The 23,751-nt window shown below is 56.7% G+C and carries 24 protein-coding genes and 1 tRNA gene; 15 read left to right on the forward strand and 10 right to left on the reverse strand.

Going from position 1 to position 23,751, the window contains the following annotated elements; translation table 11 throughout:
• Positions 1 to 88: 88 nt before the first annotated feature.
• Both IGS75_RS09155 and IGS75_RS09160 read left to right on the forward strand, forming a co-directional pair.
• A complete protein-coding gene (locus IGS75_RS09155) occupies positions 89 to 700 on the forward strand; it encodes a CatB-related O-acetyltransferase (RefSeq protein WP_141350101.1) in 612 nt (203 codons plus the stop codon).
• A 187-nt stretch (positions 701 to 887) separates the two neighbouring features.
• Positions 888 to 1,787, forward strand: a complete 900-nt coding sequence (locus IGS75_RS09160; protein WP_202256645.1) for a fructose bisphosphate aldolase — start codon at positions 888 to 890, stop codon at positions 1,785 to 1,787.
• A gap of 23 nt (positions 1,788 to 1,810) precedes the next feature.
• Here IGS75_RS09160 and IGS75_RS09165 read toward each other — a convergent pair whose 3' ends face one another.
• Genes IGS75_RS09165 through queE form a run of 3 tightly spaced genes read right to left on the reverse strand, consistent with a single transcriptional unit; the run spans position 1,811 to position 3,707 of the window.
• Positions 1,811 to 2,338, reverse strand: a complete 528-nt coding sequence (locus tag IGS75_RS09165; RefSeq protein WP_202256646.1) for a 6-carboxytetrahydropterin synthase — start codon at positions 2,336 to 2,338, stop codon at positions 1,811 to 1,813.
• Entirely contained in the window at positions 2,335 to 3,063 is a 729-nt protein-coding gene (queC, locus tag IGS75_RS09170; protein ID WP_202256647.1) for a 7-cyano-7-deazaguanine synthase QueC, read from the reverse strand. Before queC ends, IGS75_RS09165 begins: the two co-directional genes overlap by 4 nt.
• Positions 3,064 to 3,065: 2 nt before the next feature.
• Positions 3,066 to 3,707, reverse strand: a complete 642-nt coding sequence (gene queE, locus IGS75_RS09175) for a 7-carboxy-7-deazaguanine synthase (protein WP_202256648.1) — start codon at positions 3,705 to 3,707, stop codon at positions 3,066 to 3,068.
• Positions 3,708 to 3,849: 142 nt separating this feature from the next.
• Here queE and IGS75_RS09180 point away from each other — a divergent pair, with 142 nt between their 5' ends.
• Together IGS75_RS09180 and IGS75_RS09185 are read left to right on the forward strand one after the other, a co-directional pair.
• On the forward strand, positions 3,850 to 4,680 hold the full coding sequence (locus IGS75_RS09180) for an ABC transporter permease (protein WP_237468748.1): 831 nt from the start codon (positions 3,850 to 3,852) through the stop codon (positions 4,678 to 4,680).
• Positions 4,681 to 4,684: 4 nt separating this feature from the next.
• The gene (locus IGS75_RS09185; RefSeq protein WP_202256650.1) at positions 4,685 to 5,455 is read left to right on the forward strand and encodes an ABC transporter ATP-binding protein; all 771 of its coding nucleotides are present in this window, start codon (positions 4,685 to 4,687) and stop codon (positions 5,453 to 5,455) included.
• A gap of 4 nt (positions 5,456 to 5,459) precedes the next feature.
• Here the strand turns inward: IGS75_RS09185 and IGS75_RS09190 are convergent, their stop codons facing one another.
• Positions 5,460 to 5,810, reverse strand: a complete 351-nt coding sequence (locus IGS75_RS09190; protein ID WP_141349459.1) for a DUF3147 family protein — start codon at positions 5,808 to 5,810, stop codon at positions 5,460 to 5,462.
• 74 nt (positions 5,811 to 5,884) lie between these two features.
• Positions 5,885 to 5,961, reverse strand: a tRNA-Asp gene (locus IGS75_RS09195).
• A gap of 203 nt (positions 5,962 to 6,164) precedes the next feature.
• Here IGS75_RS09195 and IGS75_RS09200 point away from each other — a divergent pair.
• The 9 genes from IGS75_RS09200 to IGS75_RS09240 all read left to right on the forward strand — a co-directional run bounded on the left by IGS75_RS09200 (position 6,165) and on the right by IGS75_RS09240 (position 14,066).
• On the forward strand, positions 6,165 to 7,094 hold the full coding sequence (locus tag IGS75_RS09200; protein ID WP_202256651.1) for a retroviral-like aspartic protease family protein: 930 nt from the start codon (positions 6,165 to 6,167) through the stop codon (positions 7,092 to 7,094).
• A 115-nt stretch (positions 7,095 to 7,209) separates the two neighbouring features.
• A complete protein-coding gene (locus tag IGS75_RS09205) occupies positions 7,210 to 8,673 on the forward strand; it encodes a methyl-accepting chemotaxis protein (protein WP_202256652.1) in 1,464 nt (487 codons plus the stop codon).
• Positions 8,673 to 8,942 (forward strand): STAS domain-containing protein, encoded by a 270-nt coding sequence (locus IGS75_RS09210; protein ID WP_211572956.1) that lies wholly within the window; start codon positions 8,673 to 8,675, stop codon positions 8,940 to 8,942. Before IGS75_RS09205 ends, IGS75_RS09210 begins: the two co-directional genes overlap by 1 nt.
• Positions 8,939 to 9,298: a response regulator gene (locus tag IGS75_RS09215; protein ID WP_202256654.1), complete on the forward strand. Its 360-nt coding sequence runs from the start codon at positions 8,939 to 8,941 to the stop codon at positions 9,296 to 9,298. Before IGS75_RS09210 ends, IGS75_RS09215 begins: the two co-directional genes overlap by 4 nt.
• Positions 9,295 to 11,343, forward strand: a complete 2,049-nt coding sequence (locus tag IGS75_RS09220; protein WP_202256655.1) for a chemotaxis protein CheA — start codon at positions 9,295 to 9,297, stop codon at positions 11,341 to 11,343. Before IGS75_RS09215 ends, IGS75_RS09220 begins: the two co-directional genes overlap by 4 nt.
• Positions 11,340 to 11,768, forward strand: coding sequence for a chemotaxis protein CheW (locus IGS75_RS09225; RefSeq protein WP_202256656.1), 429 nt, complete (start codon positions 11,340 to 11,342; stop codon positions 11,766 to 11,768). The genes IGS75_RS09220 and IGS75_RS09225 overlap by 4 nt, the downstream gene beginning before the upstream one ends.
• Positions 11,765 to 12,622, forward strand: coding sequence for a CheR family methyltransferase (locus IGS75_RS09230; protein WP_202256657.1), 858 nt, complete (start codon positions 11,765 to 11,767; stop codon positions 12,620 to 12,622). The genes IGS75_RS09225 and IGS75_RS09230 overlap by 4 nt, the downstream gene beginning before the upstream one ends.
• Positions 12,619 to 13,674: a chemotaxis-specific protein-glutamate methyltransferase CheB gene (gene cheB, locus IGS75_RS09235; RefSeq protein ID WP_202256658.1), complete on the forward strand. Its 1,056-nt coding sequence runs from the start codon at positions 12,619 to 12,621 to the stop codon at positions 13,672 to 13,674. Before IGS75_RS09230 ends, cheB begins: the two co-directional genes overlap by 4 nt.
• Entirely contained in the window at positions 13,671 to 14,066 is a 396-nt protein-coding gene (locus IGS75_RS09240; protein ID WP_141349477.1) for a response regulator, read from the forward strand. Before cheB ends, IGS75_RS09240 begins: the two co-directional genes overlap by 4 nt.
• A gap of 350 nt (positions 14,067 to 14,416) precedes the next feature.
• Here the strand turns inward: IGS75_RS09240 and IGS75_RS09245 are convergent, their stop codons facing one another.
• From IGS75_RS09245 to IGS75_RS09255, 3 genes are read right to left on the reverse strand one after another with little or no spacing between them, the layout of a single operon-like run.
• On the reverse strand, positions 14,417 to 14,812 hold the full coding sequence (locus IGS75_RS09245; protein WP_228123668.1) for a hypothetical protein: 396 nt from the start codon (positions 14,810 to 14,812) through the stop codon (positions 14,417 to 14,419).
• 35 nt (positions 14,813 to 14,847) lie between these two features.
• Positions 14,848 to 15,777 (reverse strand): 4-(cytidine 5'-diphospho)-2-C-methyl-D-erythritol kinase, encoded by a 930-nt coding sequence (locus IGS75_RS09250; protein ID WP_141349479.1) that lies wholly within the window; start codon positions 15,775 to 15,777, stop codon positions 14,848 to 14,850.
• Entirely contained in the window at positions 15,774 to 17,549 is a 1,776-nt protein-coding gene (locus tag IGS75_RS09255) for a tetratricopeptide repeat protein (protein WP_141349481.1), read from the reverse strand. The genes IGS75_RS09250 and IGS75_RS09255 overlap by 4 nt, the downstream gene beginning before the upstream one ends.
• Before the next feature lie 99 nt (positions 17,550 to 17,648).
• Between IGS75_RS09255 and IGS75_RS09260 the strand changes: the two genes are divergently transcribed.
• Both IGS75_RS09260 and IGS75_RS09265 read left to right on the forward strand, forming a co-directional pair.
• Positions 17,649 to 18,494, forward strand: a complete 846-nt coding sequence (locus IGS75_RS09260) for a uracil-DNA glycosylase (protein WP_202256659.1) — start codon at positions 17,649 to 17,651, stop codon at positions 18,492 to 18,494.
• Between the two features lie 182 nt (positions 18,495 to 18,676).
• Complete coding sequence (locus tag IGS75_RS09265) at positions 18,677 to 20,641, forward strand: transglycosylase SLT domain-containing protein (protein ID WP_202256660.1); 1,965 nt, start codon at positions 18,677 to 18,679, stop codon at positions 20,639 to 20,641.
• Between the two features lie 142 nt (positions 20,642 to 20,783).
• On the opposite strand, the gene IGS75_RS09270 is transcribed toward IGS75_RS09265, so the two are convergent.
• Positions 20,784 to 22,622 (reverse strand): Hint domain-containing protein, encoded by a 1,839-nt coding sequence (locus tag IGS75_RS09270; protein ID WP_202256661.1) that lies wholly within the window; start codon positions 22,620 to 22,622, stop codon positions 20,784 to 20,786.
• A 428-nt stretch (positions 22,623 to 23,050) separates the two neighbouring features.
• Complete coding sequence (locus IGS75_RS09275) at positions 23,051 to 23,629, reverse strand: YqaA family protein (protein WP_141349486.1); 579 nt, start codon at positions 23,627 to 23,629, stop codon at positions 23,051 to 23,053.
• Positions 23,630 to 23,751: the final 122 nt, after the last annotated feature.

Raw genomic sequence — 23,751 nt, forward strand, 5'->3', positions numbered from 1 at the left:
CCTTATTCTAATGCGCCGGTCAGTTCCGTTTCTTTCTCCCCGGCACGAATAGCCGCATCTCCGGCATCAGAATGAAGGAGTGATGCCTGTGTCATTTGGAAAGAACGTGTTCCAGGCCCTGACGCGCTATGCGCTGGCGGCGCAGATTGACGAATGGGGCTGGGACATTGGTCCGCATACTTATGGCGCGCCCACTGTTCTGGAAGTTGAGGAAGCGGGACTCCGCATAGGCGATTACTGCTCGATCGGGCCCGGTGTCACGATCATCCTGGGCAATCATCGTGCCGATCTTGTCAGCACCTATCCTTTCAGAACCCTCTCGCATTTCTGGCCCTCTGCTGCAGAGGGAGAGCGCGATCACTCTTCAAAAGGGGACGTCATTATTGGCAATGACGTATGGATCGGGGCGCATGCCACGATCATGTCCGGGGTGACGATTGGGGATGGCGCTGTTATTGCCGCACAGGCTCTCGTCACGAAATCGGTGCCGCCTTATGCGATTGTCGGGGGTAATCCGGCAAAAGTGATCCGCTACCGTTTTTCCGAAACGGTCATTGCGCGGCTGTTGGCGCTGGCATGGTGGAAATGGCCGGAAACGTTGGTGGAAGAACGCTCCGGCCGTCTGATGAGTGACGATATCGAAGCGTTCCTGGACCTTTATGAAAATGCTTCGTACGGGTCCGGGGACGGTTCATCCTGATTTGGTGAATGGCATTGCGCCTTCATGAGGTGGCAGGCTTGCAGTACGTTTTCTTGAAACCCTCCTGCCGGAACTCCCCCGGGTGTCCGTGCGATTGGGCTGTGTCGGAAAGCGTGCCGCGACAGGGGGTGATCCGTGGGGTCCTTCGGGAGTGGTGACGGTTTTCTCTGTATCGAAGGGGATCTTGATGAGTACCGCGGAAACGATGATGTCTCAGATGACGCAAAAAGGCGGATTTATTGCTGCTCTGGATCAGAGTGGCGGATCTACGCCTGGTGCGCTGAAACAGTACGGCATCCCTGAAAGCGATTACTCGGGCGAGAGCGAGATGTTTGCGCGCATGCATGAGATGCGGGTGCGGATCATCACGGCGCCGTCTTTTACGGGGGAAAAGGTGATCGGGGCCATCCTGTTTGAGCGAACGATGGATGGAGACGTGAAAGGCGAACCGGTCCCGGCCTATCTCTGGCGCGAGCGGGGGGTCGTTCCGTTCGTGAAGATCGACAAGGGCCTGGAAGCGGAAGCGGACGGCGTCCAGCTCATGAAGCCGATGCCGGGGCTGGATGATCTGCTGGAGCGGGCAGTGAAGCTGGGTGTTTATGGAACGAAGGAGCGCTCCACGATCCGACTGCCGTCAGAGAGCGGGATTCGGGCTATCGTGCAGCAGCAGTTCGCAGTCGCGGAGCAGGTTCGCAGGCATGGGCTGGTTCCCATTCTGGAGCCGGAAGTGCTTATCAAGAGCCCTGACAAGAAGGCCTGCGAGCAGCTTTTGCATGATTATGTTCTGGAGGAGCTTCAGAAGCTGCCCGAAGACGCGCGGATCATGCTGAAGGTGACGATCCCGGAAGTACCTGATCTGTATGACGATATTGCGCGTGATCCGCGGATGGTCCGTGTTGTTGCGCTGTCAGGGGGCTATCCGCTGGATCAGGCCTGCGAAAAGCTGCGCCATAATCATCGGATGCTCGCGAGTTTTTCCCGGGCCCTGATCGGGGATCTGCGCCATCAGATGGATGACGCGCAGTTCGATGCGACGTTGGGCAGGACGATCGACGAGGTTTACGACGCTTCGGTCCACAAGGTCTGAAAACTCAGGTTCCGGGCCGGATGTCAGGCGATGCTGGCGTCCGGCCTGTTCCACCAGCACTGTTCCGGTTGTCGCGAAACGGTGGGCAGATAATGCTGCGGGTTACCACCAAGACGGACGGTGTTGGTGGGTGTTTCTTCCAGTTCGATCTCATGGACACGCAGGATATCGCCCTGATCCGCGAGGATGGCGGTCAGTTTGGCAAGCATGAGAGCGGCCATAAGCTCGGTCGTCGGATCGCCGGGGGTAACGACGATGCGTTGGGCGCGCTCGGGCTCGTTCTCGCGGAACCATGCAAGTAGCGGATCGGTTTCCGAGAGCTGGAGCGCGTGGTCGAGGCTGTTGTCCACGAAATGGTGCCAGCGCGTCTTGGCCTCGGCGAAGGGCAGGATCATGTTCGCATGGCCGTCCAGTCTGGCCTGTTTGGCCGGACGCAGCGTGACACGAACATATTCGTTATGGCCGTGCGGGATGGCGCAGCGTTCGCTCGCTCCGGTGATGAGCCGGTGCCCCATGCAGAAACGACGGGTAAAGACGAGTTCAGCAGTCATGTGGCGCCTCCGTGCGAATGGCGGCTCTGCTGGTAGCGCCGCCAGCCATCGGCACGCAGGTTACAGGCGGGGCAACTGCCACAGCCATACCCCCACTCATGCTGATGGGTTCGATCGCCCATGTAGCACGAATGGCTTTCACGATTGATGAGGTTTACGAGTTTCTGCCCGCCGAGTTGTTCCGTCAGATCCCATGTCTGGGCCTTGTCGATCCACATCAGGGGCGTGTGCAGGACGAAGCGCTGGTCCATGCCAAGGTTCAGGGCGACCTGGAGCGCCTTGATCGTGTCATCGCGGCAGTCTGGATAGCCAGAATAGTCGGTTTCACAGACGCCCGTGACGATATGGCGCGCATTGCGGCGGACGGCGAGGGCTGCTGCAAAGGTCAGGAAGATGATGTTGCGGCCAGGCACGAAGGTGTTGGGCAGGCCGCTTTCGCTCAGTCCGATCTCGGCTTCGCGGGTCAGGGCCGTTTCGGACAGGGCGCCGAGGGAGGCGAGGTCGATCGTGTGATCTTCGCCGAGGCGTGATTTCCAGTCTGACGAGAAGGCAGCCATCTGCTCGCGCAGGGTCTCGCGGCATTCGAGTTCGATGGCGTGACGCTGCCCGTAGGCGTATCCGACCGTTTCGACACGATCGAAGCGGGAGAGGGCCCAGGCGAGACAGGTTGCGGAATCCTGACCGCCAGAGAACAGGACAAGAGCAGTGTTGCTGCTGATGGTCATGATCAGGGAATTCCGATCAGCTTGTGGGTCTGGAGCGACAGGCGCCAGCGCGGATGGCGCAGGCAGTAGGCCACGGCGGCCTGTGTGTTGGCAATGCGGTCGGGACCGTCCATCGGCTGGAGCCAGAAATGGCGGAACGCGAGCTGCTCGAAGAGTTCGGGCGGGAGTTCCGGCTGGGGATAGACCAGCTTGAGCTCCGCACCTTCGTCCTGCACGAGCGCACCGCCCGGCTTGGGGCTGACGCAGACCCAGTCGATTCCTGCGGGGGCTGCAATGGTACCGTTGGTTTCCACCGCAATTTCGAATCCGCGAGCTTTTACGGCGGTAATCAGGGCGTCATCGAGCTGGAGCAGGGGTTCGCCGCCCGTGAAGACGACATAGCGCCGCCCGCTGTCATCAGCCGTACCGGTCCAGCAGGATTCAATGGTGGAGGCTAAAGCCTCAGCCGTCTCGAAACGGCCGCCGCCTTCACCATCTGTGCCGATGAAATCGGTATCACAGAACGTGCAGGACGCAGTGGCGCGATCCTGCTCGCGGCCCGACCACAGGTTGCAGCCGGCGAAGCGGCAGAACACCGACGCGCGGCCTGTCTGTGCACCCTCGCCCTGGAGGGTCACGAACATTTCCTTCACAGCATATGACATGACCGCAGCATGTCGGCGAGGTTGGCGCAGGATGCAAGGGAAATCATCATACCAGCCTGATGCAAGGGCAGCCGAGGGTGGTTTCGGCCTTCAGGGGGATGGGCAGGACACGCTTTCATGGTAGGGAGAGCGCATGGAAGACATGAATGCCCGTTCTCCTGTCCTGGTTCTTGAACCCCAGCGTGGATGGGGGCTTGTCCGTTCTGCCGCAGCTGATCTGAGGGCAGGTCTGCGGCTGTTTCCGCTCGCCGCTGCACTCGGCTGGCTGGATATCAAGATGCGGTATCGTGGTTCCATCCTCGGGCCGCTGTGGCTGACGCTCTCCACCGCCGTGATGATCGGCGCAACGGGTGTGGTGTATGGCTATCTCTTTCACATGGACCTGAGGACCTATCTCCCCTTCCTGTCGCTTTCTATTGTGCTGTGGGGATATATTGGCACGGTCGTCAATGATGCAGGGACGGTCTTTACGCAGAACACCCCCCTGTTCCATTCGATGCGGATTCCGGCCAGCCTGCCCGTCATACAGGTGATCGTCCGGAACCTGCTGATCCTGCTGCATAATATGGTGGTGGTTGCAGTTGTGTTTGCCGTCTTCCGGATTTGGCCACACCAGATCTGGAGTTTGCTACTCAGCCTTCCTGTTTGGATCGTGGACAGCTTCTGCGTCATCCTATTGATTGGGATGCTGGGCGCGCGTTTTCGCGATATCGCACCAATCGTGGCATCCCTGATGCAGATTTTCTTCTTTGTGACGCCGGTCATCTGGAAGCCCGAGCTGATCACGACCGGACGCCAGTATCTGCTGCTTGATCCGTTCTATTCGCTGCTTGAAATCGTGCGCGCGCCTCTTCTGGGGCGGACGGTGGATGCGGTTGTCTGGGAAGCGGCCATCGGGCACAGCGTGTTCCTGTGGCTTCTGGCGTCCATCCTGTTCTGCCGGATGCGGTCGCGCATTCCCTACTGGATCTGATCTGATGCCCGGTATCGTTGTTGACCGTCTCTGTATCGATTTTCCACTGTATCATGGTCAGAGCCGTTCTCTGAAACGGCAGGTCGGCAAGACCCTGACCCGCTTTGCACCGTCCTCGCCATCGGTGCATCTGATGCATGACCAGCGCGAACGCACAATTGTCAGCGTGCTGCGGGAAATAAGCTTCACGCTGCGTTCTGGCGAGCGGCTGGGGCTGATTGGCAGTAACGGTGCGGGCAAGACCACGCTCCTGCGGGCGCTTGCCGGCATCTATGAGCCTGTCGCCGGGCGGGTCCGGCTTGAGGGGACGATGCGGACCCTGCTGGACAGCAGTCTGGGCATGAATCCCGATCTGACCGGTCGTGAGAACATCCGTCTCAAAGGCCGGTATGAAGGGTTGTCACGCCAGCAGATAGACCGGATCGAACAGGACGTGCAGGACTTCGCGGAACTCGGGCCTTACATGGATATGCCGGTGAAGGCCTACAGTGCAGGCATGAGTGTCCGTTTGGCGTTCGGTCTGGCAACGGCGTCTGCTCCTGAAATCCTGCTGATGGATGAATGGTTTCTGGCGGGCGACGGCATTTTTATGAACAAGGCCCGCACCCGGCTTGAGGAACTCGTCCAGAAGGCGGAGATTTTGGTGCTCTCGACCCATCAGCCCGAAATCATGCGTCAGTGGTGCACGCGAGTCCTGTGGCTGGAGAATGGACATGTCCGGATGGATGCTACACCCAACGAGGTTCTGGATGTCTATCTGGCACACACGAACTGAGGCCTCAGCCCCCTGAACCAAACCGTGCAAGCGCCCAGGTTGTCCCGAGATACAGCGCGATCGTAAGGGCACACCCTGCCATCAGGGCCAGCCAGAACGGCACTCCCACCCTCAGCAGCCGTGGAATGAGCAGAAACATCGGTAGGGACGGAAGCACGTACCAGAACGTCGCTTCCGCATGGCGACCCATGACAATGCGGTCAGGTTTTTCTATCCAGAGCCAGATCATGCCCAGAACCGACACTAGTGGCAGGGACGCAATCAGGGCACCCGCTCCAGGATAGCGTCGCGCAACACCCGAGGCCGCAGCGATCAGAACACCTGAGAGTAGACATTTCAAAATAAAGAAAAGCATACCCTTACCTATGGGTAAGCGGTCGTTTTCGAAACTTATTTTTTCTGGGAATGTGGCCAACTCCAGGAAAGGAGTGGCGCGAGTGACGGGGCTCGAACCCGCGACCTCCGGCGTGACAGGCCGGCGCTCTAACCAACTGAGCTACACCCGCAAAACTGCTTATCAGCAGCTTGGGACCTTCCGTTCAGGAAGCTGTTTGGCTTCCTCTCGGTCGGTGGCGGTGATTTATCAGCCTACCCGGGGGGTGGCAATAGGGTTTTCTGAAAAAAAGCTTACCTGACCAAAAAAAACTGCCTTGCCCGGTCCGGATGGGACGTGTCCTTTGTAACGGATCGAGACAGATGCGGGGATGTCATGACGCTTGGCCGACTGGGTGCGCTTCTGCTGATGGGGGCTGTTCTTGCCGGGTGTGAGAGTGGTCCGCGTCAGTGCAAACTGATCATAAGCGGTGACATGCCGGTTCTGAATGACTGGGGAAGCCCCATTGTTCGTGCCGCGATCAATGGGCATCCGGTTGCGCTGATTGTTGATACGGGGGCTTTCTCCACCACGATCGGGAAGAGTTTCGTGGAGCCGCTCGGTCTGGACGATACAGGTGGAACCGTGTTCGTCCGTGGCGTCGGAGGAGACGAGTACGCGCGTGTCGTGACAATCCGCACGCTGGACATGGGAAGTTCCAAGGCCCGGAACATCGCTGTGGCCGGGGTCGGGAAATTTACCGGAAAGATCGCAGGCCTTCCGATTGTGGGATTGTTCGGGCGTGATTTCCTTGGACGCTACGATACGGTTGTGGACATGCCGTCTCATCGGGTGCGTCTGGTTGAAACCGAAGACTGTGCAACGCCGACGCCGGGATGGACGGGGCGTATTCATACAGTTCCCATCAGCCACCCGTATAACGGTGGGCAAAAAACCACGCTGGACATCCGCCTGAATGGCCACGTGACTGATGCTGTTCTTGATACCGGAGCAGGCAGCAGCCTGATCAGCATGGATGGCGCAAGAGCTGCGGGTGTGACGCGTGCCATGCTGGAAAAGGATCCGGTTACGACCGGTTATGGACTCACGCGGGATCCGGTAAAGAATTATCGTCATGATTTCGACACCCTTCAGATGGGCGATATCGTTTTTCGGAATGTCGTCCTGAGGGTCGGGGGTGATCTTCCTGATACGGATGCACTGCTGGGAGCGGATGTTCTCAGGCATTACCGGATCTGGATCCCCCGCTGGGGCAACAGGATGTTTGTCCAGCATGACGTCGATATTCCAGCATCAGCCAACTGAAGAAGTCTGGGAGGCATTAACGGAGTTTCAATACACTGTTCTCTAGGAAGGGAAGCATCTGGTCGGCTGCATGAGGCCGGCGTGGTGTGATCTGTGTTTCTGGAGGCGGTCTGGCATGTCCGACATGCGCTTTGTTCCCATGCAGTTGCGCAGGCGCCTGCTTCTGGCGTTTGCCATCCCTGTCGTTGTTTCTGTCTGTCTGGTGGGATGGCACTTGAAGACTGAGGGGGGGCATGCTGCAGGCATCTGGCAGTTCGTGCCCCCTGAATTGGCTCTTTTGGGTCTCTTTTGTGTTGCTGGAATCGTGGTCTTCTTTCAGGTCGCGGCCTATGGGGACGATCTGGTCGGAGCTGTGAGGCAACTTGCGTCGGAAGGAACGCTGCCACGGAATGTCGGTGAAGCCAGCTTGATCCGTTTGCAGGTTCTGCTCGGTGAAGCTCGGACGCATGCAGAGCGCAGCGATGCCATGACCGCTCAGGCGCAGGCCTCTCTTGCCGCTGTGCGGATTGAGGCCGAAGACGCTCGCCAGTCGGCAAGAGAAGAAGCGACTGAACATGAGCGCGTCATTGCGGTTCTCGGGAATGCAATGGCCAGTCTGCGCGATGGCGAACTGGATTTTCGTCTCGAAGAGACCCTGCCGGACCGCTACGACCGACTGCGACAGGATTTCAATGATACCGCATCGTCGCTTCAGAAGATGATGGTGTCGCTGAATGACAGTATTTCAACGATCTCGTCCGGATCGGCGGAAATTGCCTCGGCTGCCGACGATCTGGCCCGTCGTACGGAACTTCAGGTTGCCCGGCTTGAAGAAACTACAGTCTCGGTGGGGAACGTCACGGAGACTGGCCGCAAAACGGCGGCAGCGTCCGTTCATGCCAGTGAAGTTGCAAGCCAGACCCGAGACCGTGCCGAGAGGTCAGGTGAAGTGATGGCGGCTGCCACCGCGGCCATGCAGGACATTCAGCAGTCTTCCATCCATATTGCGCAGATCCTGAGTCTGATTGATGACATCGCCTTTCAGACCAATCTCCTGGCGTTGAATGCCGGCGTTGAAGCCGCTCGGGCGGGAGATGCAGGCAAGGGGTTTGCCGTCGTCGCTGCTGAAGTCCGCGCTTTGGCCCAGCGATCGGCTGATGCCGCCAAGGAAATCAAGGGCCTCATCACTTCAAGTACGCAGCAGGTTAGTCGGGGCAGTTCCCTGGTCGAAGAGACAGGGAACGCGATGAAATCCATCGTGGAAAATGTCAGTGAAATCAGCGTCCTGATCGGTGAAATAGCGACGGCTGCGCGCAGTCAGGCCAATGACCTTTCGGAAATTAGCGTTGCGGTCAGCCAGATGGATCAGAATACCCAGCAGAATGCTGCGATGGTCGAAGAGGCGACGGCCGCCAGTCATAATCTGAGCGCGGAGGCTAGGGAGCTAGTCGGAAGCCTTCAGCGGTTTCGTCTGAAAAGCTTGCATGACGCCGAAAAACCGCTTTTTGGAAGCGAAGCGCCAGCTTCTGATCTTCCATCATCGCAGTGGGGAAATGAACCCTTTCAGACATCGGATGAAGGATGGGAGGAGTTCCGTTGATGAGCGTTTTGATGCTGCCTGAACTACTGGACACCAAATACGCTGTTCCTTTTTCGAAACTCCTTAAACAGGAAGAGAGAGAGCTTGTTCTGGATGGACGTCAGGTTGGCCGGCTCGGTGGCCTCTGTTTCCAGTTGCTTGTCTCCGCGTACCGAACGGCACGGGTACAGGGCAGCGATTTCGAAATCAGGAATATTTCTGATGCGATGAGAGAAAATCTTCAGCTGATGGGAGGAGATTTTCTTCTGGAGGCGCGGGGCGACGCATGAATATTCTGGTCGTTGATGATTCCCGAACCATGCGGGACCTTGTCAGTCGAGAGCTGCGCAAAGACGGTTATGAGGTTGAAACATCGGAAGACGGCGTTGAAGCGCTGGAAAGAATTTCTGATTTTCTGCCGGCAGTTATCATAACGGATCTGAACATGCCGCGTATGGATGGGCTGCAACTGACCAGAGCCCTGCGAGCACGGTCAGATACAAAATACCTCCCCATCATTTTTCTGACGACGGAAACCGGTGACGATCTTCGTCGTGCCGCACGCGAAGCAGGTGCGACCGGGTGGATCGTCAAACCGTTCGACGGTCCCAAGCTACTTGCAGCGGTGAGGCGTGTCAGCGCATGAGCACTGAAGATTTCACCGATGATATGGACGCAATCCGACTGATTTTTTTTGATGAATGCGACGAGCAGCTCACGCTTCTGGAAGAAGAGCTGACGGCGCTTGAGGAAGAGCCGGAAAATGGAGAGAAGATCAATACGATCTTCCGGTGTGTTCACTCCATCAAGGGCGGAGCGGCCGCCTTTGGAATGGAAGATCTGGTAAGATTCTCCCATCTTTTCGAGAGCGTGCTTGACCGTTTCCGGTCAGGAGAACTGTCCGTAAATGCTGAGAGCATCAGGGTTTTTCTTAAGTGCAAGGATGCACTGTCGGATATCGTTTCAGATTTTAAAAATGGAGCCAGCACTTATGAGGTTGCTCCGGAGATAACCGCCGAACTGGAGCACTATCTCGGGTCTGATGTTTCGGAACCGGAGCCTGTCTCTGAAGAGGCCGGAACGGAAGATATCTTTGGCATGTCTTTTGCGCCGGTGAAAATTGAAATTGATGAACCCAGTGAGCAGCAGTTTTCAATTGTTCTGACCGTATCCGCGGAGTTTTATGAGCGCGGAGATGACATCCGGAATATCCTGATGGCATTGGAAGATCTGGGGAAGATTAAGGTACAGGTTGATAGTGATGCTGTTCCACTTCTTGCCGATATTTCACCTAGCCAGAGTTATCTGACGTGGCAAATTCTGCTGACAACAGAAAAATCACGAGAGAGCATTGATGAGATTTTTGATTGGTGTGGCGATGATCTGCACGCGGTCATTAAATCCGTGCCGGAAGAACCTGAACAAACCATAATACCATCTGCTCCGGTTGCAGAAGAGAAAACGGATCCACCGGCCCGAAAAGGAACCGAGCGCAAGGATTCTGCGACCGTTCGGGTTGATATCCAGCGGATCGACAAACTGGTCGATCTGATTGGAGAACTGGTGATTAACCAGGGGGCTATTCAATCTCAGATGCGTCGCAACAAGGTGCCGGGAGATTCATTTCTGGGCAGCGTGGTCACAGCGCAGGAGCAGCTCATCCATGAACTGCAGGAAAACGTCATTACGATGCGCGCTTATCCGATCAAGACGGTCTTCCAGAAGCTGGGCCGTGTTGTGCGGGAGACGGCCAGACTGACAGAAAAGCAGGTTCGGCTTGTTCTGGAAGGAGAGGATACGGAGGTTGATCGGTCCATTCTTGAAAAGCTCTCCGATCCTCTGACCCACATGGTGCGTAATGCCATTGATCACGGCATTGAAAGTCCAGAGGTCAGAGCGCAGGCGGGAAAGGACCCAGAGGGTTTGCTCCGACTGCGCGCATTTCAACGCTCTGGTCGGATCATCGTGGAGATTCAGGATGACGGGGCTGGTCTGGACCCTGACAGGATCTACGAAAAAGCTATTGAAAAGAAGATTATTGAAAAGGGTCAAAGGTTAGATCGGGAAGAAATTTACGCCTTGATTTTCGAGCCGGGATTTTCGACCGTTGCGGAAGTGACCGATGTCTCCGGCCGGGGCGTGGGAATGGATGTTGTCAAGCAGAGTCTTCAGCAGATCAACGGGCGGATATTCATTAGTTCATCAAAAGGAAAAGGAACAATATTTTCCATTTCTCTGCCTTTTACCCTCTCCGTTATTGAAGGCATTATCTTTAAATCAGAAGGGCAGGATTTTGTTGTTCCGATCAATAATGTTTCAGAGACAATAATATTTGATAACAGTAAAGCCTTCCATATCGGGGAGGGAAAGTGTGGATATCCTTATCGAGACGGTTATCTGTCTGTAATTTATGCAGCCGATCTGTTGGGTGTTCCTTTTGATAAGAAAAATCAAAAAATATGCTTCGTTATCGAAAGCGAAAACGAAGAAAAAATGGCATTTATTGTTGATAAAATTATCGATCAATCAAGATTCGTGGTGAAAAATCTCGAAGATAATTATCGAAAAATTGCCTGCTTCTCTACTGCGACCATTCTAGGGGATGGAAACGTGGCATTTATTCTGGATGTAGAGTTTCTATTTGGTGAACTTTTGAAGAAAAGAGAAAGTTCATTGGAGGAAAGAGTATGATTGGGGGAAAAACGCTGGTCTTTTCCTTGGGTAATCAAGAATTTTCCATCCCGATCTCCGCGGTCAAGGAAATCAAGACTTGGTCAAAAGCAACGCCTTTCCCGGCGGCTCCGGCGTTTGTGGAAGGAGTAGTGAATGTTCGGGGATCCGTAATTCCACTCGTGGATATGGCCCGGATGATGGGCGTTTCCGGGAACAGCAATGAGAAGAAAGCTATCATTTTTCTGAAAAATAAAGACAAGGTTATTGGGTTCTCGGTTTCCAATGTAACAGATATTTCGGATTGGGATGAGGAGGAATTTAAGCCTCTTCCCGAATTGTCTAGCGATGATCTCAAATATTTTCTGAATGGAATTCAGTCTGTATCAGGTCGTTTGATATTTTCTGTAAATGTAGATGCGCTGTTTGAAGGAAGTCTGCAGTGACATCGCCCTCTGTGTTCGAGACAGACGAAATTTCTGATGAAAATTTCCGGATTATCGCTGGGATTGCCAAGAATTATGCCGGAATTTCTCTGTCGGAAAAGAAAAAGAGCCTAGTCTATTCCAGAATTTCCCGCCGTGTCCGGCAGGAAGGGTTTGGCTGTTTCGATGAGTACTGTGTTTTCCTGATGAGTGAAGCGGGTTCTGGCGAACGCCAGCGCCTTGTTTCGGCGCTGACAACAAATGTCACCAGTTTTTATCGGGAAAAACACCATTTTTCATATCTGGAATCCCTGCTTCGTCAGCAATTATATACCCGCCTTGAACACGGAGAAGAACTCAGGATCTGGTCTGCGGCCTGTTCGAGTGGTGAGGAAGCATATTCGATCGCCATGACGGTCATAAAGTGTCTGTCCACCATTCCGAATCTGAAAGCGAAAATGCTGGCGACAGATATAGATTCCGATGTTCTGCAGCAGGCTCGCCTGGGAAGCTATGCTGCTGTAGAAGCCGAGGCTCTTTTTGAAGATGGAGTGCTGACGTCCTGCCGGCTTGAAGACGATCGGGTCGTCATGTCCGAAAAAATTCGGGGGATGATTCGTTTTCGACGTCTCAATTTGCTTGATCCCTGGCCATTTTCATCCTGTTTTCATGCCATCTTCTGTCGGAATGTCGCGATTTATTTTGATCGTGAAACGCAGGATCAGCTATGGGGCAATCTCTCGCGCCGTATTTTCCCGGGGGGAGAGCTTTATTTGGGGCATTCGGAGCGGATCGCTCATCCTGAGCGGTTTGACATGGAAAGCTTTGGACATAACGCCTATCGCAAGATTCCGTCTGGCAGGAGGGGGGCTTGAGCGAAGTAAAACCCCTGACTGTCGTGGTCGTCGATGATTCCCTGACGACCCGCGCCCTGATTGCGGCCGCACTCCGGCGGGATCCCAGAGTAAAGATCGTGGGGACTGCCGGAACACCCTTTGAAGCACGTGATCTTATCGTGCGCCTGAATCCAGATGTGCTGACGCTTGATTTCGAGATGCCGTCCATGAACGGTCTGCAGTTTCTTGAAAAAATCATGAGGTTGCGGCCAATGCCTGTCGTGATGGTGTCGGGTCATCTTTCCAGTCATCGGGGACTAGTTGAGCAGTCGCTCCGGATGGGAGCAGCGGAATGGTACTCGAAAACGACCACGGTTAACGGGGAGGATCCGTTTACGGGGTTAGGAGATGCGATTGTCCGGGCAGTGGCTGTGAAGAGGCAGGATCCTGTGTCGCTTTCTACAGCGTCTGCAAATCGGACTGTTCCGAAGATAGGAACTGTCGTCGGGATTGGTGCGTCAACGGGAGGGGTGGAAGCACTAACCGATGTTTTGGGGCATTTCCCCGTGGCCTGTCCGCCAACGGTTATCGTGCAGCACATGCCTAGGCAGTTTTCAGAAAGCTTCGCACGCCGTCTGGACCAGATCGTGAAGCCGGAGGTCAGGCTTGCGGAAGAGGGCGATATGCTGAAACCCGGCACGGTGTATGTCGCGTCTGGTGGAGAGCGCCATTTGCGCGTTCGCTGTGGCGCACGGTCTGGAGAATATGTCTGTCAGATGGTTGCGGCGCCACCCGTCAACGGACATCGCCCCTCGGTGGATGAACTGTTTTATTCCCTCGCCACCACAGGCGGAAAAAATGCTGTGGGGGTCATTTTGACGGGGATGGAATGTGACGGGGCGCAGGGTCTGCTGGCCATGCGCCATGCCGGTGCTTCCACAATCGGTCAGGATCGGGCGAGCTCCGTCATTTATGGCATGCCCCGGGCCGCATACGAACTGGGCGCTGTCGAGACGCAGCTTCCGCTTTCTGCCATTGGTCCAGCCATTCTCAATCTTTGTGAACGTCGCTCTTTGGAGACATATCCATGATTTCAGCCTCCTCTATGTCCGTCCTTCTTGTCGACGATCAGACATCCATCCGTTCTATCTTGCGTAATACGCTGAGCCAGATCGGATTCGTACAGATCGCCGGTGCCCGGAATGGACTGGAAGCGCTCGAACATCTCAAAAGCAATCCGGTGCACCTGATTATTTCAGATTTTAACATGCCGGATATGGACGGGCTTGAGCTTCTGAAAGCGGTCAGAAGTAATGTACGGACTGCAAAAACGGGCTTCATCATGTTGACCGGACAGGCCAGCAAGGATCTGGTTCAGCAGGCCATTGCGGAAGGGGTGAACAATTTCCTGGCCAAGCCTTTTACGGCCAGTTCGCTCAAATCTCGTATCGAAGCCGTTTTTGGGCCGATCAGCAGTGTCTGAGGCATCAGGGAAGCTGGCATTGTCGGCAGTTCTGGAAGGCGTGGGTGCACAGCTGTCTTCAAGTCTGCAGAACCTGCGTCAATTGGAGGAGGTCTGTCTGAAGGCGTGTGTGGGCGAAACTGCCACGCAGCTGCAGGATTTCGACAGGATCACGCAGGTTTTGGGCCAACTGGCGCAGTGTTGTGAGCAGTTAAGTCATGAGAGCGGTGTGAGAGAGGTACAGGTTCAGTGTTCCATAGTGGATCGGCTGACTCTCTCGGAGGTCCGGCAGCGCCTGCAGAGAGGTGCTATTCAGGTCTCCCCCAAAGCGGGGGAGATGGAATTTTTCTAAAATCCCGCTAAGGATTTTGTCAGCTCGGCTTGCTGGCATCATCGGGGTTGGAGCGGATCATGGTCCGTTGTTTTTGCAGGCCGCGAATGATCTGCTCGACGTCCTGCGGGCCGAAGACGATCCCCACCGGACCATAAGCCGGGTGTTGGAAGGCCAGCATGGAACCTTCGGTCAGAGCATCGATCTGTAAGGCCCAGTTCGTTGTATAGACTGGTGTAAAGCGCGCACCGGCAATAGGGGCCGGCGGCTGTTTTTCAATGAGGCTCGCATGTGCCAGTCCGAGACTGGTGATCAACTGGGAGAGCTGTTTCTCGTCCAGAGCAATGCTACCTGAAACACCGCTGCCTTCCAGGAAAGACAGGGTGATCGTCTTGCTGTCCTCTGAACGTGTGACTTGCATGCGCGGTGCTGTCATGACGTTCGTCGCCTTTCTGTCTGGTTGCGTTGTGATCAGGTGGAAGTTCCAGTGTGGTGGAAGCCGCCCGCCCATGTCCACCAACCCAGACGTGCGCTCTGCGCATTCAGGATTCGAGCTGCGGCAACAGCGCTTTCGGGGCTGGCGAAAATGCCGAAACAGGTGGCGCCTGAACCGCTCATGCGGCTGAGCAGACAGTCTGGCAGGCTTGCGATTGAGGCCAGGACCGTGCCGATGACAGGGCATTGTGAGAGGGCCGGGGCCTGAAGATCGTTCGTGGTGGCGTTCAGATCTGCCACCATGTCCTGTGCCGTGTTCCAGCGGTCTGGCAGAAACGGCTCGGGACGCTCAACAATACCGCCGCCTGCCGCGAAGGCCCGGAAAACGTTCGGTGTTGAAACACCAATGCCCGGATTGACCAGCAGGAGGCCCGCATCTGGTAGGGCCGGAGCGGGGGCAAGAATTTCCCCGATGCCCTGCATCCGGGCTGGGCGTTGGGCAACGCAGACGGGAACATCCGCCCCCAGTGTCTCGGCGATCGGAAAAAGGGCTTCCTGATCGACATTCCATTCCCGTGCCAGCAGACGCAGCGTTGCGGCAGCGTCAGCCGACCCACCACCGATACCGGATGAGACGGGCAGGTTCTTTTGCAGTTCCAGATGAAAGGATTCAGTCAGGCCGCCAATCGTGCTGCCCGCCTGGGCCTGAAGGGCGCGGGCGGCGCGGAGCACGAGATTCTGGTCGTCCGCTTCAAGGCCCTGTCCGAACGGTCCGTCGATCGTCAGGGACATGGTGTCGCTTGGAGCCGTGAGGGCAACGCGGTCTGAAGCACCTGCGAATACGGCAAGACTATCGAGCAGGTGATAGCCATCATCGCGGCGGCCGGTGATGTGCAGGAACAGGTTGATCTTGGCATGCGCACTAGTCTGCGGAGCGGCGGAAGAAGTTGTGTCTGGAAAGGTCATTGTTTCTGTTCGAAGGCTGCGAGATGGGGCCCACCGTTTTGGAGCGCCTGCATGAGAAGAGCGCGATCCTGCGGCTGGGGATTGTCGTCCAGGGACTGGTTCCATTGATCCTGAGCTTCGGTATGCCGTCCGAGATACCAGTAAGCAACGCCCAGATGGTAGCCGATTTCAGCATCGCTGGGCGCATGTTCTGCAGCCTGCACCAGGATGGGGAACGCAGTTTTGATATCCGCGCGATATTTGAGCAGAGCCCAGGCATAGCTGTCCTGAATGGAGGCGTCCGTTGGCTGAAGATCGACGGCCTTTTTCAGCATGGCAAGAGCCTGTGCCTGATCTGAGTCATGTTCGATATTGGCATAGCCCACGAAATTGAGCACTTCGGGCTGGTCTGGCGCGAGTTCCAGCGCATGCCTCATGTCATCCTGGACCATCGGCCAGTTGCTGCTCTCTTCCGCAGCCATCGCGCGGCCGAGCAGGATGGGCCACAGGATCTCCTTGCGGGGCGGGGAAGCCTTGAGGGCGCGGGTATAGAGATCAATGGCCTGAGTATGGTGGCCGCGCTGATCTTCGACTTCCGCCAGCTGAATCAGGAATTCGGGATTGTCGGGACGCAGGGTCAGGGCGCGATGCAGGGCATCGGCTTCCTGCTCCAGGTCGCCCGAGCGCAGGGCCAGATTAATGCGTTCTTGTGCAGCCAAAGCGGCGAGGGGGTCGGAGGACGGGATGCCATCCAGCGCAGCTAGCCCGCTGGAGATCTGGTTGGCTTCCCGAAAGGTGTCCGCGAGAAAGATGCGCGCGATTGTCAGGCCGGGATCAAGAAAAATAGCCTGTTGCAGGGCAATGATGGCCGGGTCCCGCGGAATGCCGTCCTGTTGGATGACATCCGTGATCATGAGGGCGATCTGCAGGTTGAGAACCGCGCCGCCAAGGGCCGGGCTCGGGCTTTTCAGATGCGGAAGGCTCTGCTGGATCGGGCCGATGACGAGAGAGGTCAGAGGAGAGGTTACATCAAGGGCGGCGATGGCGTTACTGGCCTCCTTGTGACGGCCATGGCGTTCGAGCCAGCTCCCATAAAGCTGTGCATAGAGGATCTGGAGTGTCAGCGGGTCGCCGGAGGCATTTCCTGTTCGGTGATACAGCTGTTCCGCCAACTGCGGGCTGGGAAGGGATTCCGCGATCATGGCCGCATGCAGAAGATACAGTCTGCGGGTCGTGGGTTGGGCTGCCGCTTCTCCCAGCAGATTCAGGGCTTTGTCGGCATGCCCCTCGGCCGCAAGGCTCCAGGCCATGAGAGTGGGGGCTGCAATGGCGACGAGTGGGCCGTGATGGGGGCTGCGGGTCAGGATACGGCGCATTTCGGCCCAGTCCTGACGGGCAAAGGCATCCTGCGCGAGAATGAGGGTCCCGATATCGCTGCCGATGTCATGATCGGGCAGTGCGTTGGCGAGTCTGACAGCCTCGGCTTGTTTCCCAGCCATCGCGGCGTAACGCAGAGCATCGTGCTGCAACCGGAGATTGTGTGGGGCGAGAGGCAGGGCATGCGAAAGCGCCAGATTGGCGGCGGAAATATCTCCGCGTTCCATCATGACGGTCGCAGCCATCATCCAGCCGGTCAGGGATTTTTCAGGATTGATGGCGGGTAGCATGGCGGGAGGAACGGCTGCTGCGGCGCCCTCCGTGAGGCAGCTACCCAGCATAAGAGCGGGAAGCGCCAGACGGAGCGGACGGGAAAAATCCTCGAATGATCTGGGCCAGCCGCGTGTGATCTGCATAATGGACGAAACTTTAGCCCTCTTGAGGTCTGACGCCAACTGCTCCCCCTTCCGGGAACGGTGGCTTACAGGTCGGGAGGTAACCAGAACGGATAGATCATGACGCCCCAGCCGGTTGTGAGCCGGGCCGAACTTCTGGCCGCGCTCCAGCTTCAGTATGAATGGGGAGCCGACGAGGCTCTGTGCGAACTGCCCGTGGACCGTCTTTCCGAGGCGGCTCCCCGGCTGCCTGTATCCATGCCGCAACGTGGGGAGGAGGGGCAGCGGACGATTGCGCGGCCTTCGCCGGAAATGTGGGATGGCGCGCGTCCGGCCGGCGCAAAGGTTATCGAAACGGCAACGGGTAGCCTCTCCATGCAGGCGCTTGAGAAGGCGCATGATTTGCCGACCTTGATGCGGCTGACCGAGGCTCCGGACGATTTGTTTCTTGCCCGGACCGCCACGCACCGGCTGGAACCGGTTTTCGTGGAAAACGCCCCCTTCATGCTGATCGGCGAGGCACCCGATGCAGACGAGGACCGGTCCGGCAAGCTCTTCGCGGGAGAGGCAGGCTCGCTTCTGGAGAAGATGCTGCGGTCAGCCGGGTTGGAGCGGGGGCAGATTTCCATGGCGCCCGCCCTGCCGTGGCGACCGCCGGGCGGGCGGACACCGAGTGATACGGAGATGCAGGCCTGTCACCCGCTCCTTCTGCGGACGATTGTCCTGTGTCGGCCCCGATTTCTGGTGACGATGGGCGTGACTCCCCTGAAGATGTTGCTAGGGGCTGATGCGGCGGTTGGGCGCTTACGTGGGAAGTGGATGGAGGTTTCGCTTCCCGGGCTTGCGACTCCGGTTCCGCTCCTGCCGATGCGGCACCCTCTGCAACTGCGGGCTAGTGCGGCTGCGCGGCGTAATGCATGGCAGGATCTGCTGATTCTGATGGAGAAATTGGCTCCGGAGGGATGAGGACCGAACTGGTATAAATGAGGTCATCAAAAAACTTCGAGAAAACGTAAAAAAACGCGCCAAGACAGGTGTTTGCCACTGGATTGTTTTGGGGTTGGTATGTACAATTGCCCAGTCCATGGTTGCATCAAAATCCGCAAGATCTTGCCAACGGCATGCAAAGCGGGTAGCAACCCGCTGCTATGCGAAGGACAACCCCTTTCATTTCTGGCAGTAACGCACGGGCTCTGCTCGTTAGCGTGCTGATTCTGGCCGGTGGCTCACTGTCCCCGGTGCGTGCGGCAAGCACACGAGATCTTCCCCCTCAGCCGGAGCGGGTGGGGGATGAGACCGCTTTTGCCGAGGCCCGTCCGTCTCTGGGCGGAGATGGCATTGTTTCGCTTCCCCATCCGCTCACCGCTGCAATGGCCAGCCGCTACCGGCTGATCTTCCGGGCTCAGCGGGAAGGCAACGCTCGGATTGTTCAGGACCAGCTCCGTCTGGTGACGGATCATGTTCTCCTGCCGGATGTGCTGGCAGAGCGTTATCTGACGCCAGGCGCTCATCCGGCCGTCGAGCAGCTTCGGGAATGGTTGCATGACTATGCCTCCCAGCCCGATGCCGCCAGTATTCAGGCTCTACTCCTGAAAATCGCGCTTCCGGGAACGGTGCAGCCCCAGTCCTTCGTCCGTCCGCTTGCCGCTGATGCGCGGCCTGAAGACGTGAAGGGCGCATGTGCTCCGGTTGATCCCCTGCTTCATGCCTTTGTGCGCAATCCGCTTCTGGACCGGACGGTTCAGGAACGGGTGTTCTCGGGTGTGCGGGGGGCAGAAAGTGCGCTGCATCTTGTGGATATCACGCCGGGCATGACGGCGCCGTATGCCGCCCAGCTTTATGGCGAGGTTGCGCTTGGGCTGCTATCCCAGGGGGAAACCCTACTGGCCCTGCGGCATGGCAGCGTGGGATTTGGCCGCGGCAACAATCAGGTGGGCCTGCCTGCCTATGTTGCTGGCCTGGCGGCCTGGCGTGAAGGCCATATCGAGGCGGCCTATGATCTGTTCCAGTCTGCGGCAAACGCGCCTGTGACGACCGTGGAGATCCGCGCGGCCGCTGCCTTCTGGGCCGCACGTGCCGAAGGGCGGCGTCATGACATGGTCGGCTATGTAAAATGGCTCCATCGTGCCGCTATTCACCATGAGACGTTCTACGGTATTCTGGCGTCTCAGACGCTTGATCTCGGACGGCATGGCCATGCGCGCCTGCCGGATGGCGGCGTGGAGATCACGCTACACGATCCGGTGCCTGTTCTTGCGGAAATCGATGTCGAGGCAGTCGGGGCTCTTCCGCAGGGGCGTCAGCTCTTCGCTCTGCTGCAGGTCGGCGAGCGGGTGCGGGCTGAGAATCTGATCCGACGGATGTGGGTCGATGTTGCAGATGATAGCGCACGCTCCCGCTCGCTTCAGCTCGTAGCGCAGGCGGCGGGCTACGAGGATCTGTCTGAACAGCTCGCCTCTCTCATTATGCATCAGGAAGCGCAGATAACGAAGCCGACGCCGCTTCCCCTGCCGTCCCTGAAGCCCAGGCATGGATTTCGCATGAATCCGGCGCTGGTCTATGCTCTGACACGGGTTGAATCCAATTTCGACCCCTCAGCGACGTCGGGTGCCGGAGCGCATGGTCTCATGCAGATCCGTCCTGTAACGGCCAGCTTCGTCACCGCATCGCACATGACGTATGACTCGCATGGTGTGGCGGTGATCCCGGTTGCGCCGGACATGGTCAGTCGCTTGCACAACCCATCCTCCAATCTGGAGATCGGGCAGCTCTACGTGTTGTATTTGGCGAACCAGTCCAGCCGGATCGCGACGGTTAGCCCTCCGGAAGGCGGCGATCTGGTCCGGGTTCTGGCATCCTACAATGCCGGCCCGGGGGCCATTGCCCGCTGGGAAGGTGCGCAGAAGGCGGAGGTGCACGATCCGTTATTCTTTATGGAAACGCTCCCCAATGGGGAAACGCGGGACTATGTCCATCGCGCCCTGACCTATACCTGGCTTTATGCGCACCGTATGGGTCTGCCGTCTCCCTCGCTAAAGGCGCTGTCGCGGTCTGAATGGCCGTCCTTCGGGGAAGAGCAGGCGATGGCGCATGAGCGAATGGTTCTGAACTAAAGGATACGGAACAAAAAAACCCCGGTCTGAACCGGGGCTTTTTTTGTTCTTCTGCTGCTGTGGGGCCGTATCAAAGACCGTAAATCTGCTCATGGTCATCAATGGAACCGTGAGCAGATTGTGTAATGATTTTCCTATCCCCTCAGGCTCGTTGAGCTGTCTGTTCCTCGGGGAAAGCGGTCTCTGTAAAATAGGTGTTAGTCGCCAGGACAGTGATGGAAAGAACGCCGAAATGCAGGGGTGCGCGCTCGCCAAGCGGGATGAGACCACTTCCGGTCGTCCAGCGGCAGCGTGCGTTTTCCGGTCCTGCCCATCCTTCAAGGGGCTGATGCTCCAGGTGAGCCTCAAGGTCGGTGGTGCTTCCTGAATCGAAAAACACGATATCGCCCACAAGAACACCAAGGGTGCGGCGGTCATCGACGAAAGGACCGATGGTGTCACAGGGACGCGATGCGCGGGACGTGAGCCTGACTGAGCTGATCCCTGGCGGGATCATGAAGAGAACCCGGTTTTTCGTCTGTCGCATCGGATAGATGATCTGGCCGTCTGATGCGAGGAGATGTAGATCGGGATCTTCTGTGATGTGCGGGGTCTGGTCCGTGCTCGCCATTGATTTGTCCAACCGGCAGTGAGTAAGCGCGCGGGCTTCGATCTGGCGATAGAGGGGCTCGACGAAGGCACGGCTGACTTCCAGCGGCGCCGCTGCATCTTCCCAGCTTTTGTGTTGGCCACCGATGGCGAGGATTTTTCCGTCCTGCCGGAAGGTGTGCCGGTTACCCGTATCAAGGTAGCTTTCGGTCAGCATTCCGTCGGCCATGATGACGGAATGCTCCTGGGTCTCGACATGGTAGTATTCGTAAGAGGTCAGGGAGCGGTCGTAGAAGATGGAACTGCCGTTGACCAGCATTCGTGCGGGGACAAAACGGCCGTCCATGAACAGGCAGTGTTCTGCCGTGATCAGCATGTCCTTATGAGGGACATTATCTGCGATGGCGTTGGCGAGGACGCGGATGGGATAGCCGGCCTGATCATCGGGAAGGGACGGGTTGGTGGTGGCCTGTCGCCGACCGGTCCAGATGACCCTGCGGACAGCATGCGTGTCTCCATGCCATGCTAGGATCTCGTCACCCGTACGAAGGTCCTGGATCGGGGTTTCACCGGATGGCGTGCGGATCATGGAGTCAGCGAGGAAGCAGACACCAATATAGGTATTGCCCTTTGAATAGGTGATGCTGAGTGGGTTATTGTCTGCGCTCAGGGCATTGTAGGTGCCAGTTGCGAGTGTGGCTTTACTGGCTAGCGTGACGGTATAGGTGGCAATTTCTGTATTGCCATTTCCGCCATAAAGCGTGATCGTCCGTGAAGAACCGCTCCCGGCTATTGTATATCCTGTAATTTCAGTAACCGTATTCTGTAATTCGATCGTGTCTTTGGTCGGGTCGTAGTTGGTGATCGATGTACCGCTCAGGTCAATGAGTGTTCCGCCTCCATTGAGGATCAGCGTTCCGCCGCCGGTACCAAAACTAATTGTGGATCCGGTCAGGATGCTGGCGAGATTTGACCCGGAAACATAGGAACCGCCCTCACTGATGTTGATGGTGGAGCCCTGAAGCGCGCTGGCAAGGACGCCGCTGGAGAAAGTGAGTTCTCCGCCAATGACATTCAGCGTTAGTCCTGATACAGCGCTGACGCCTATAGTGACAGTCGTGTCGCCACCAATATAGAAGTTTACGGCGCTGAGTGCATTAAGAAGAATATCAATGCCGCCGGTTGATCCGGGAACACTGACATAGGTTCCACTCACAAGGCTGGCCAGAACGCCAACAGAACTGGTTCCAGTGACGATATTACCTACTGGAACACTGGACAGTGTGGTGATGGTAGTTCCGGAGCTGTCTGCAATGGTGACATCCGGAAATGCACCAAAAAGCCCAGCTGGAGTAACGGTATAGGTGGTGGTGGTTCCGGGATATGAAGTCATGATAATTCCTTTTGTTAGTATTTGGCTAACATTTATTTGAATTTCATTCTGCGCTTTGTTTGCGATATAAAAACAAGGCTTAGATAATCTTCACAATTTTTCGATTCTGCTCAACACAAAATAAATCAAGTCTAAGTTACTTCGTCTCTACTTTGGTTTAGACAAAAATTGATTGTATTTCACAAACAAAATATTTCTCCTGTGGTTTATGGGGTGTATTATCAATGCGGATTGTAGAAAATTCGCATCGTTCTTTGTGAAAAAATTGCGGAGTTCCGCTATTTGTTTGAGATTATGAAAGAAATATTTTGATTGAAAAAAACTAACTTATATCTGTGTTAATATCGTGAATTGCAATATTTTCAGTGGTTGTGCGGCCCTGTTCAGGGAGTGGAGTGGGCCAATATTCCTCTTTGATAAATTATTTTTTAAAAAAACTCGATCAGCATGACACCAGTTGCGATCAGGATCAGGGCTGCGAAGAGGACGAGGGCCAGACGCTTTTCAATGAAGTCGCGGATGGGTTCGCCGAACGTGCGGAGCAGAGCGGCTTCAAGGAAGAAGCGGGCGCCGCGGGTGACGATACTGGCGGCGATGAAGGGTAGCAGGGAAAAATGGGCTGCACCGGCCGCTAGCGTGACGAATTTGTAGGGGAGTGGGGTCAGGCCCTTGGCGAGGATGATCCAGACACCGTAATGGCGGAACATGGCCTCAAGATTCAGGATGCGCTGATCGGCATGATAGAAATGCGCGATCGGCATGCCGACATGCTCCATGAGGAACGCCCCGAGGATCCAGCCGACCAGCCCGCCCGCAACGCTGGCCAGGGTACAGACCAGAGCCAGAAACCAGGCCCGTTCACGATTGGCGAGCAGCATGGGCACGAGCATCAGGTCCACCGGCAGTGGAAAGATCGAGGCCTCTGCCGTCGCGACAATGACCAGCCACCATACGGCGCGCGGAGACGCGGCGAGTTCGGTAATGCGCGTATACAGCAGTGTCAGCATGGCAGTCGGGTATTCCTGTGAGAGCGTGCAGGCTGTCGTAGCCGTCCTGCTTCCGCTTGAAAATCCGTAACCCAGCGCAACGTGTGTTCCGGTGTGGGAACGGGTTATAGACAGCGGAACTG

The sequence above is a fragment of the Gluconobacter sphaericus genome, assembly GCF_016757795.1.
Lineage (GTDB): Bacteria > Pseudomonadota > Alphaproteobacteria > Acetobacterales > Acetobacteraceae > Gluconobacter > Gluconobacter sphaericus.

What these genes read in the sequence shown, in the direction of transcription:
- IGS75_RS09160 (WP_202256645.1), top strand. Translation starts at nt 888, where the DNA reads ATGAGTACCGCGGAAACGATGATGTCTCAGATGACGCAAAAAGGCGGA.
- IGS75_RS09165 (WP_202256646.1), bottom strand. Translation starts at nt 2,338, where the DNA reads ATGACTGCTGAACTCGTCTTTACCCGTCGTTTCTGCATGGGGCACCGG.
- queC (WP_202256647.1), bottom strand. Translation starts at nt 3,063, where the DNA reads ATGACCATCAGCAGCAACACTGCTCTTGTCCTGTTCTCTGGCGGTCAG.
- queE (WP_202256648.1), bottom strand. Translation starts at nt 3,707, where the DNA reads ATGTCATATGCTGTGAAGGAAATGTTCGTGACCCTCCAGGGCGAGGGT.
- IGS75_RS09180 (WP_237468748.1), top strand. Translation starts at nt 3,850, where the DNA reads ATGAATGCCCGTTCTCCTGTCCTGGTTCTTGAACCCCAGCGTGGATGG.
- IGS75_RS09185 (WP_202256650.1), top strand. Translation starts at nt 4,685, where the DNA reads ATGCCCGGTATCGTTGTTGACCGTCTCTGTATCGATTTTCCACTGTAT.
- IGS75_RS09190 (WP_141349459.1), bottom strand. Translation starts at nt 5,810, where the DNA reads ATGCTTTTCTTTATTTTGAAATGTCTACTCTCAGGTGTTCTGATCGCT.
- IGS75_RS09200 (WP_202256651.1), top strand. Translation starts at nt 6,165, where the DNA reads ATGACGCTTGGCCGACTGGGTGCGCTTCTGCTGATGGGGGCTGTTCTT.
- IGS75_RS09205 (WP_202256652.1), top strand. Translation starts at nt 7,210, where the DNA reads ATGTCCGACATGCGCTTTGTTCCCATGCAGTTGCGCAGGCGCCTGCTT.
- IGS75_RS09210 (WP_211572956.1), top strand. Translation starts at nt 8,673, where the DNA reads ATGAGCGTTTTGATGCTGCCTGAACTACTGGACACCAAATACGCTGTT.
- IGS75_RS09215 (WP_202256654.1), top strand. Translation starts at nt 8,939, where the DNA reads ATGAATATTCTGGTCGTTGATGATTCCCGAACCATGCGGGACCTTGTC.
- IGS75_RS09220 (WP_202256655.1), top strand. Translation starts at nt 9,295, where the DNA reads ATGAGCACTGAAGATTTCACCGATGATATGGACGCAATCCGACTGATT.
- IGS75_RS09225 (WP_202256656.1), top strand. Translation starts at nt 11,340, where the DNA reads ATGATTGGGGGAAAAACGCTGGTCTTTTCCTTGGGTAATCAAGAATTT.
- IGS75_RS09240 (WP_141349477.1), top strand. Translation starts at nt 13,671, where the DNA reads ATGATTTCAGCCTCCTCTATGTCCGTCCTTCTTGTCGACGATCAGACA.
- IGS75_RS09245 (WP_228123668.1), bottom strand. Translation starts at nt 14,812, where the DNA reads ATGACAGCACCGCGCATGCAAGTCACACGTTCAGAGGACAGCAAGACG.
- IGS75_RS09250 (WP_141349479.1), bottom strand. Translation starts at nt 15,777, where the DNA reads ATGACCTTTCCAGACACAACTTCTTCCGCCGCTCCGCAGACTAGTGCG.
- IGS75_RS09255 (WP_141349481.1), bottom strand. Translation starts at nt 17,549, where the DNA reads ATGCAGATCACACGCGGCTGGCCCAGATCATTCGAGGATTTTTCCCGT.
- IGS75_RS09260 (WP_202256659.1), top strand. Translation starts at nt 17,649, where the DNA reads ATGACGCCCCAGCCGGTTGTGAGCCGGGCCGAACTTCTGGCCGCGCTC.
- IGS75_RS09265 (WP_202256660.1), top strand. Translation starts at nt 18,677, where the DNA reads ATGCGAAGGACAACCCCTTTCATTTCTGGCAGTAACGCACGGGCTCTG.
- IGS75_RS09270 (WP_202256661.1), bottom strand. Translation starts at nt 22,622, where the DNA reads ATGACTTCATATCCCGGAACCACCACCACCTATACCGTTACTCCAGCT.
- IGS75_RS09275 (WP_141349486.1), bottom strand. Translation starts at nt 23,629, where the DNA reads ATGCTGACACTGCTGTATACGCGCATTACCGAACTCGCCGCGTCTCCG.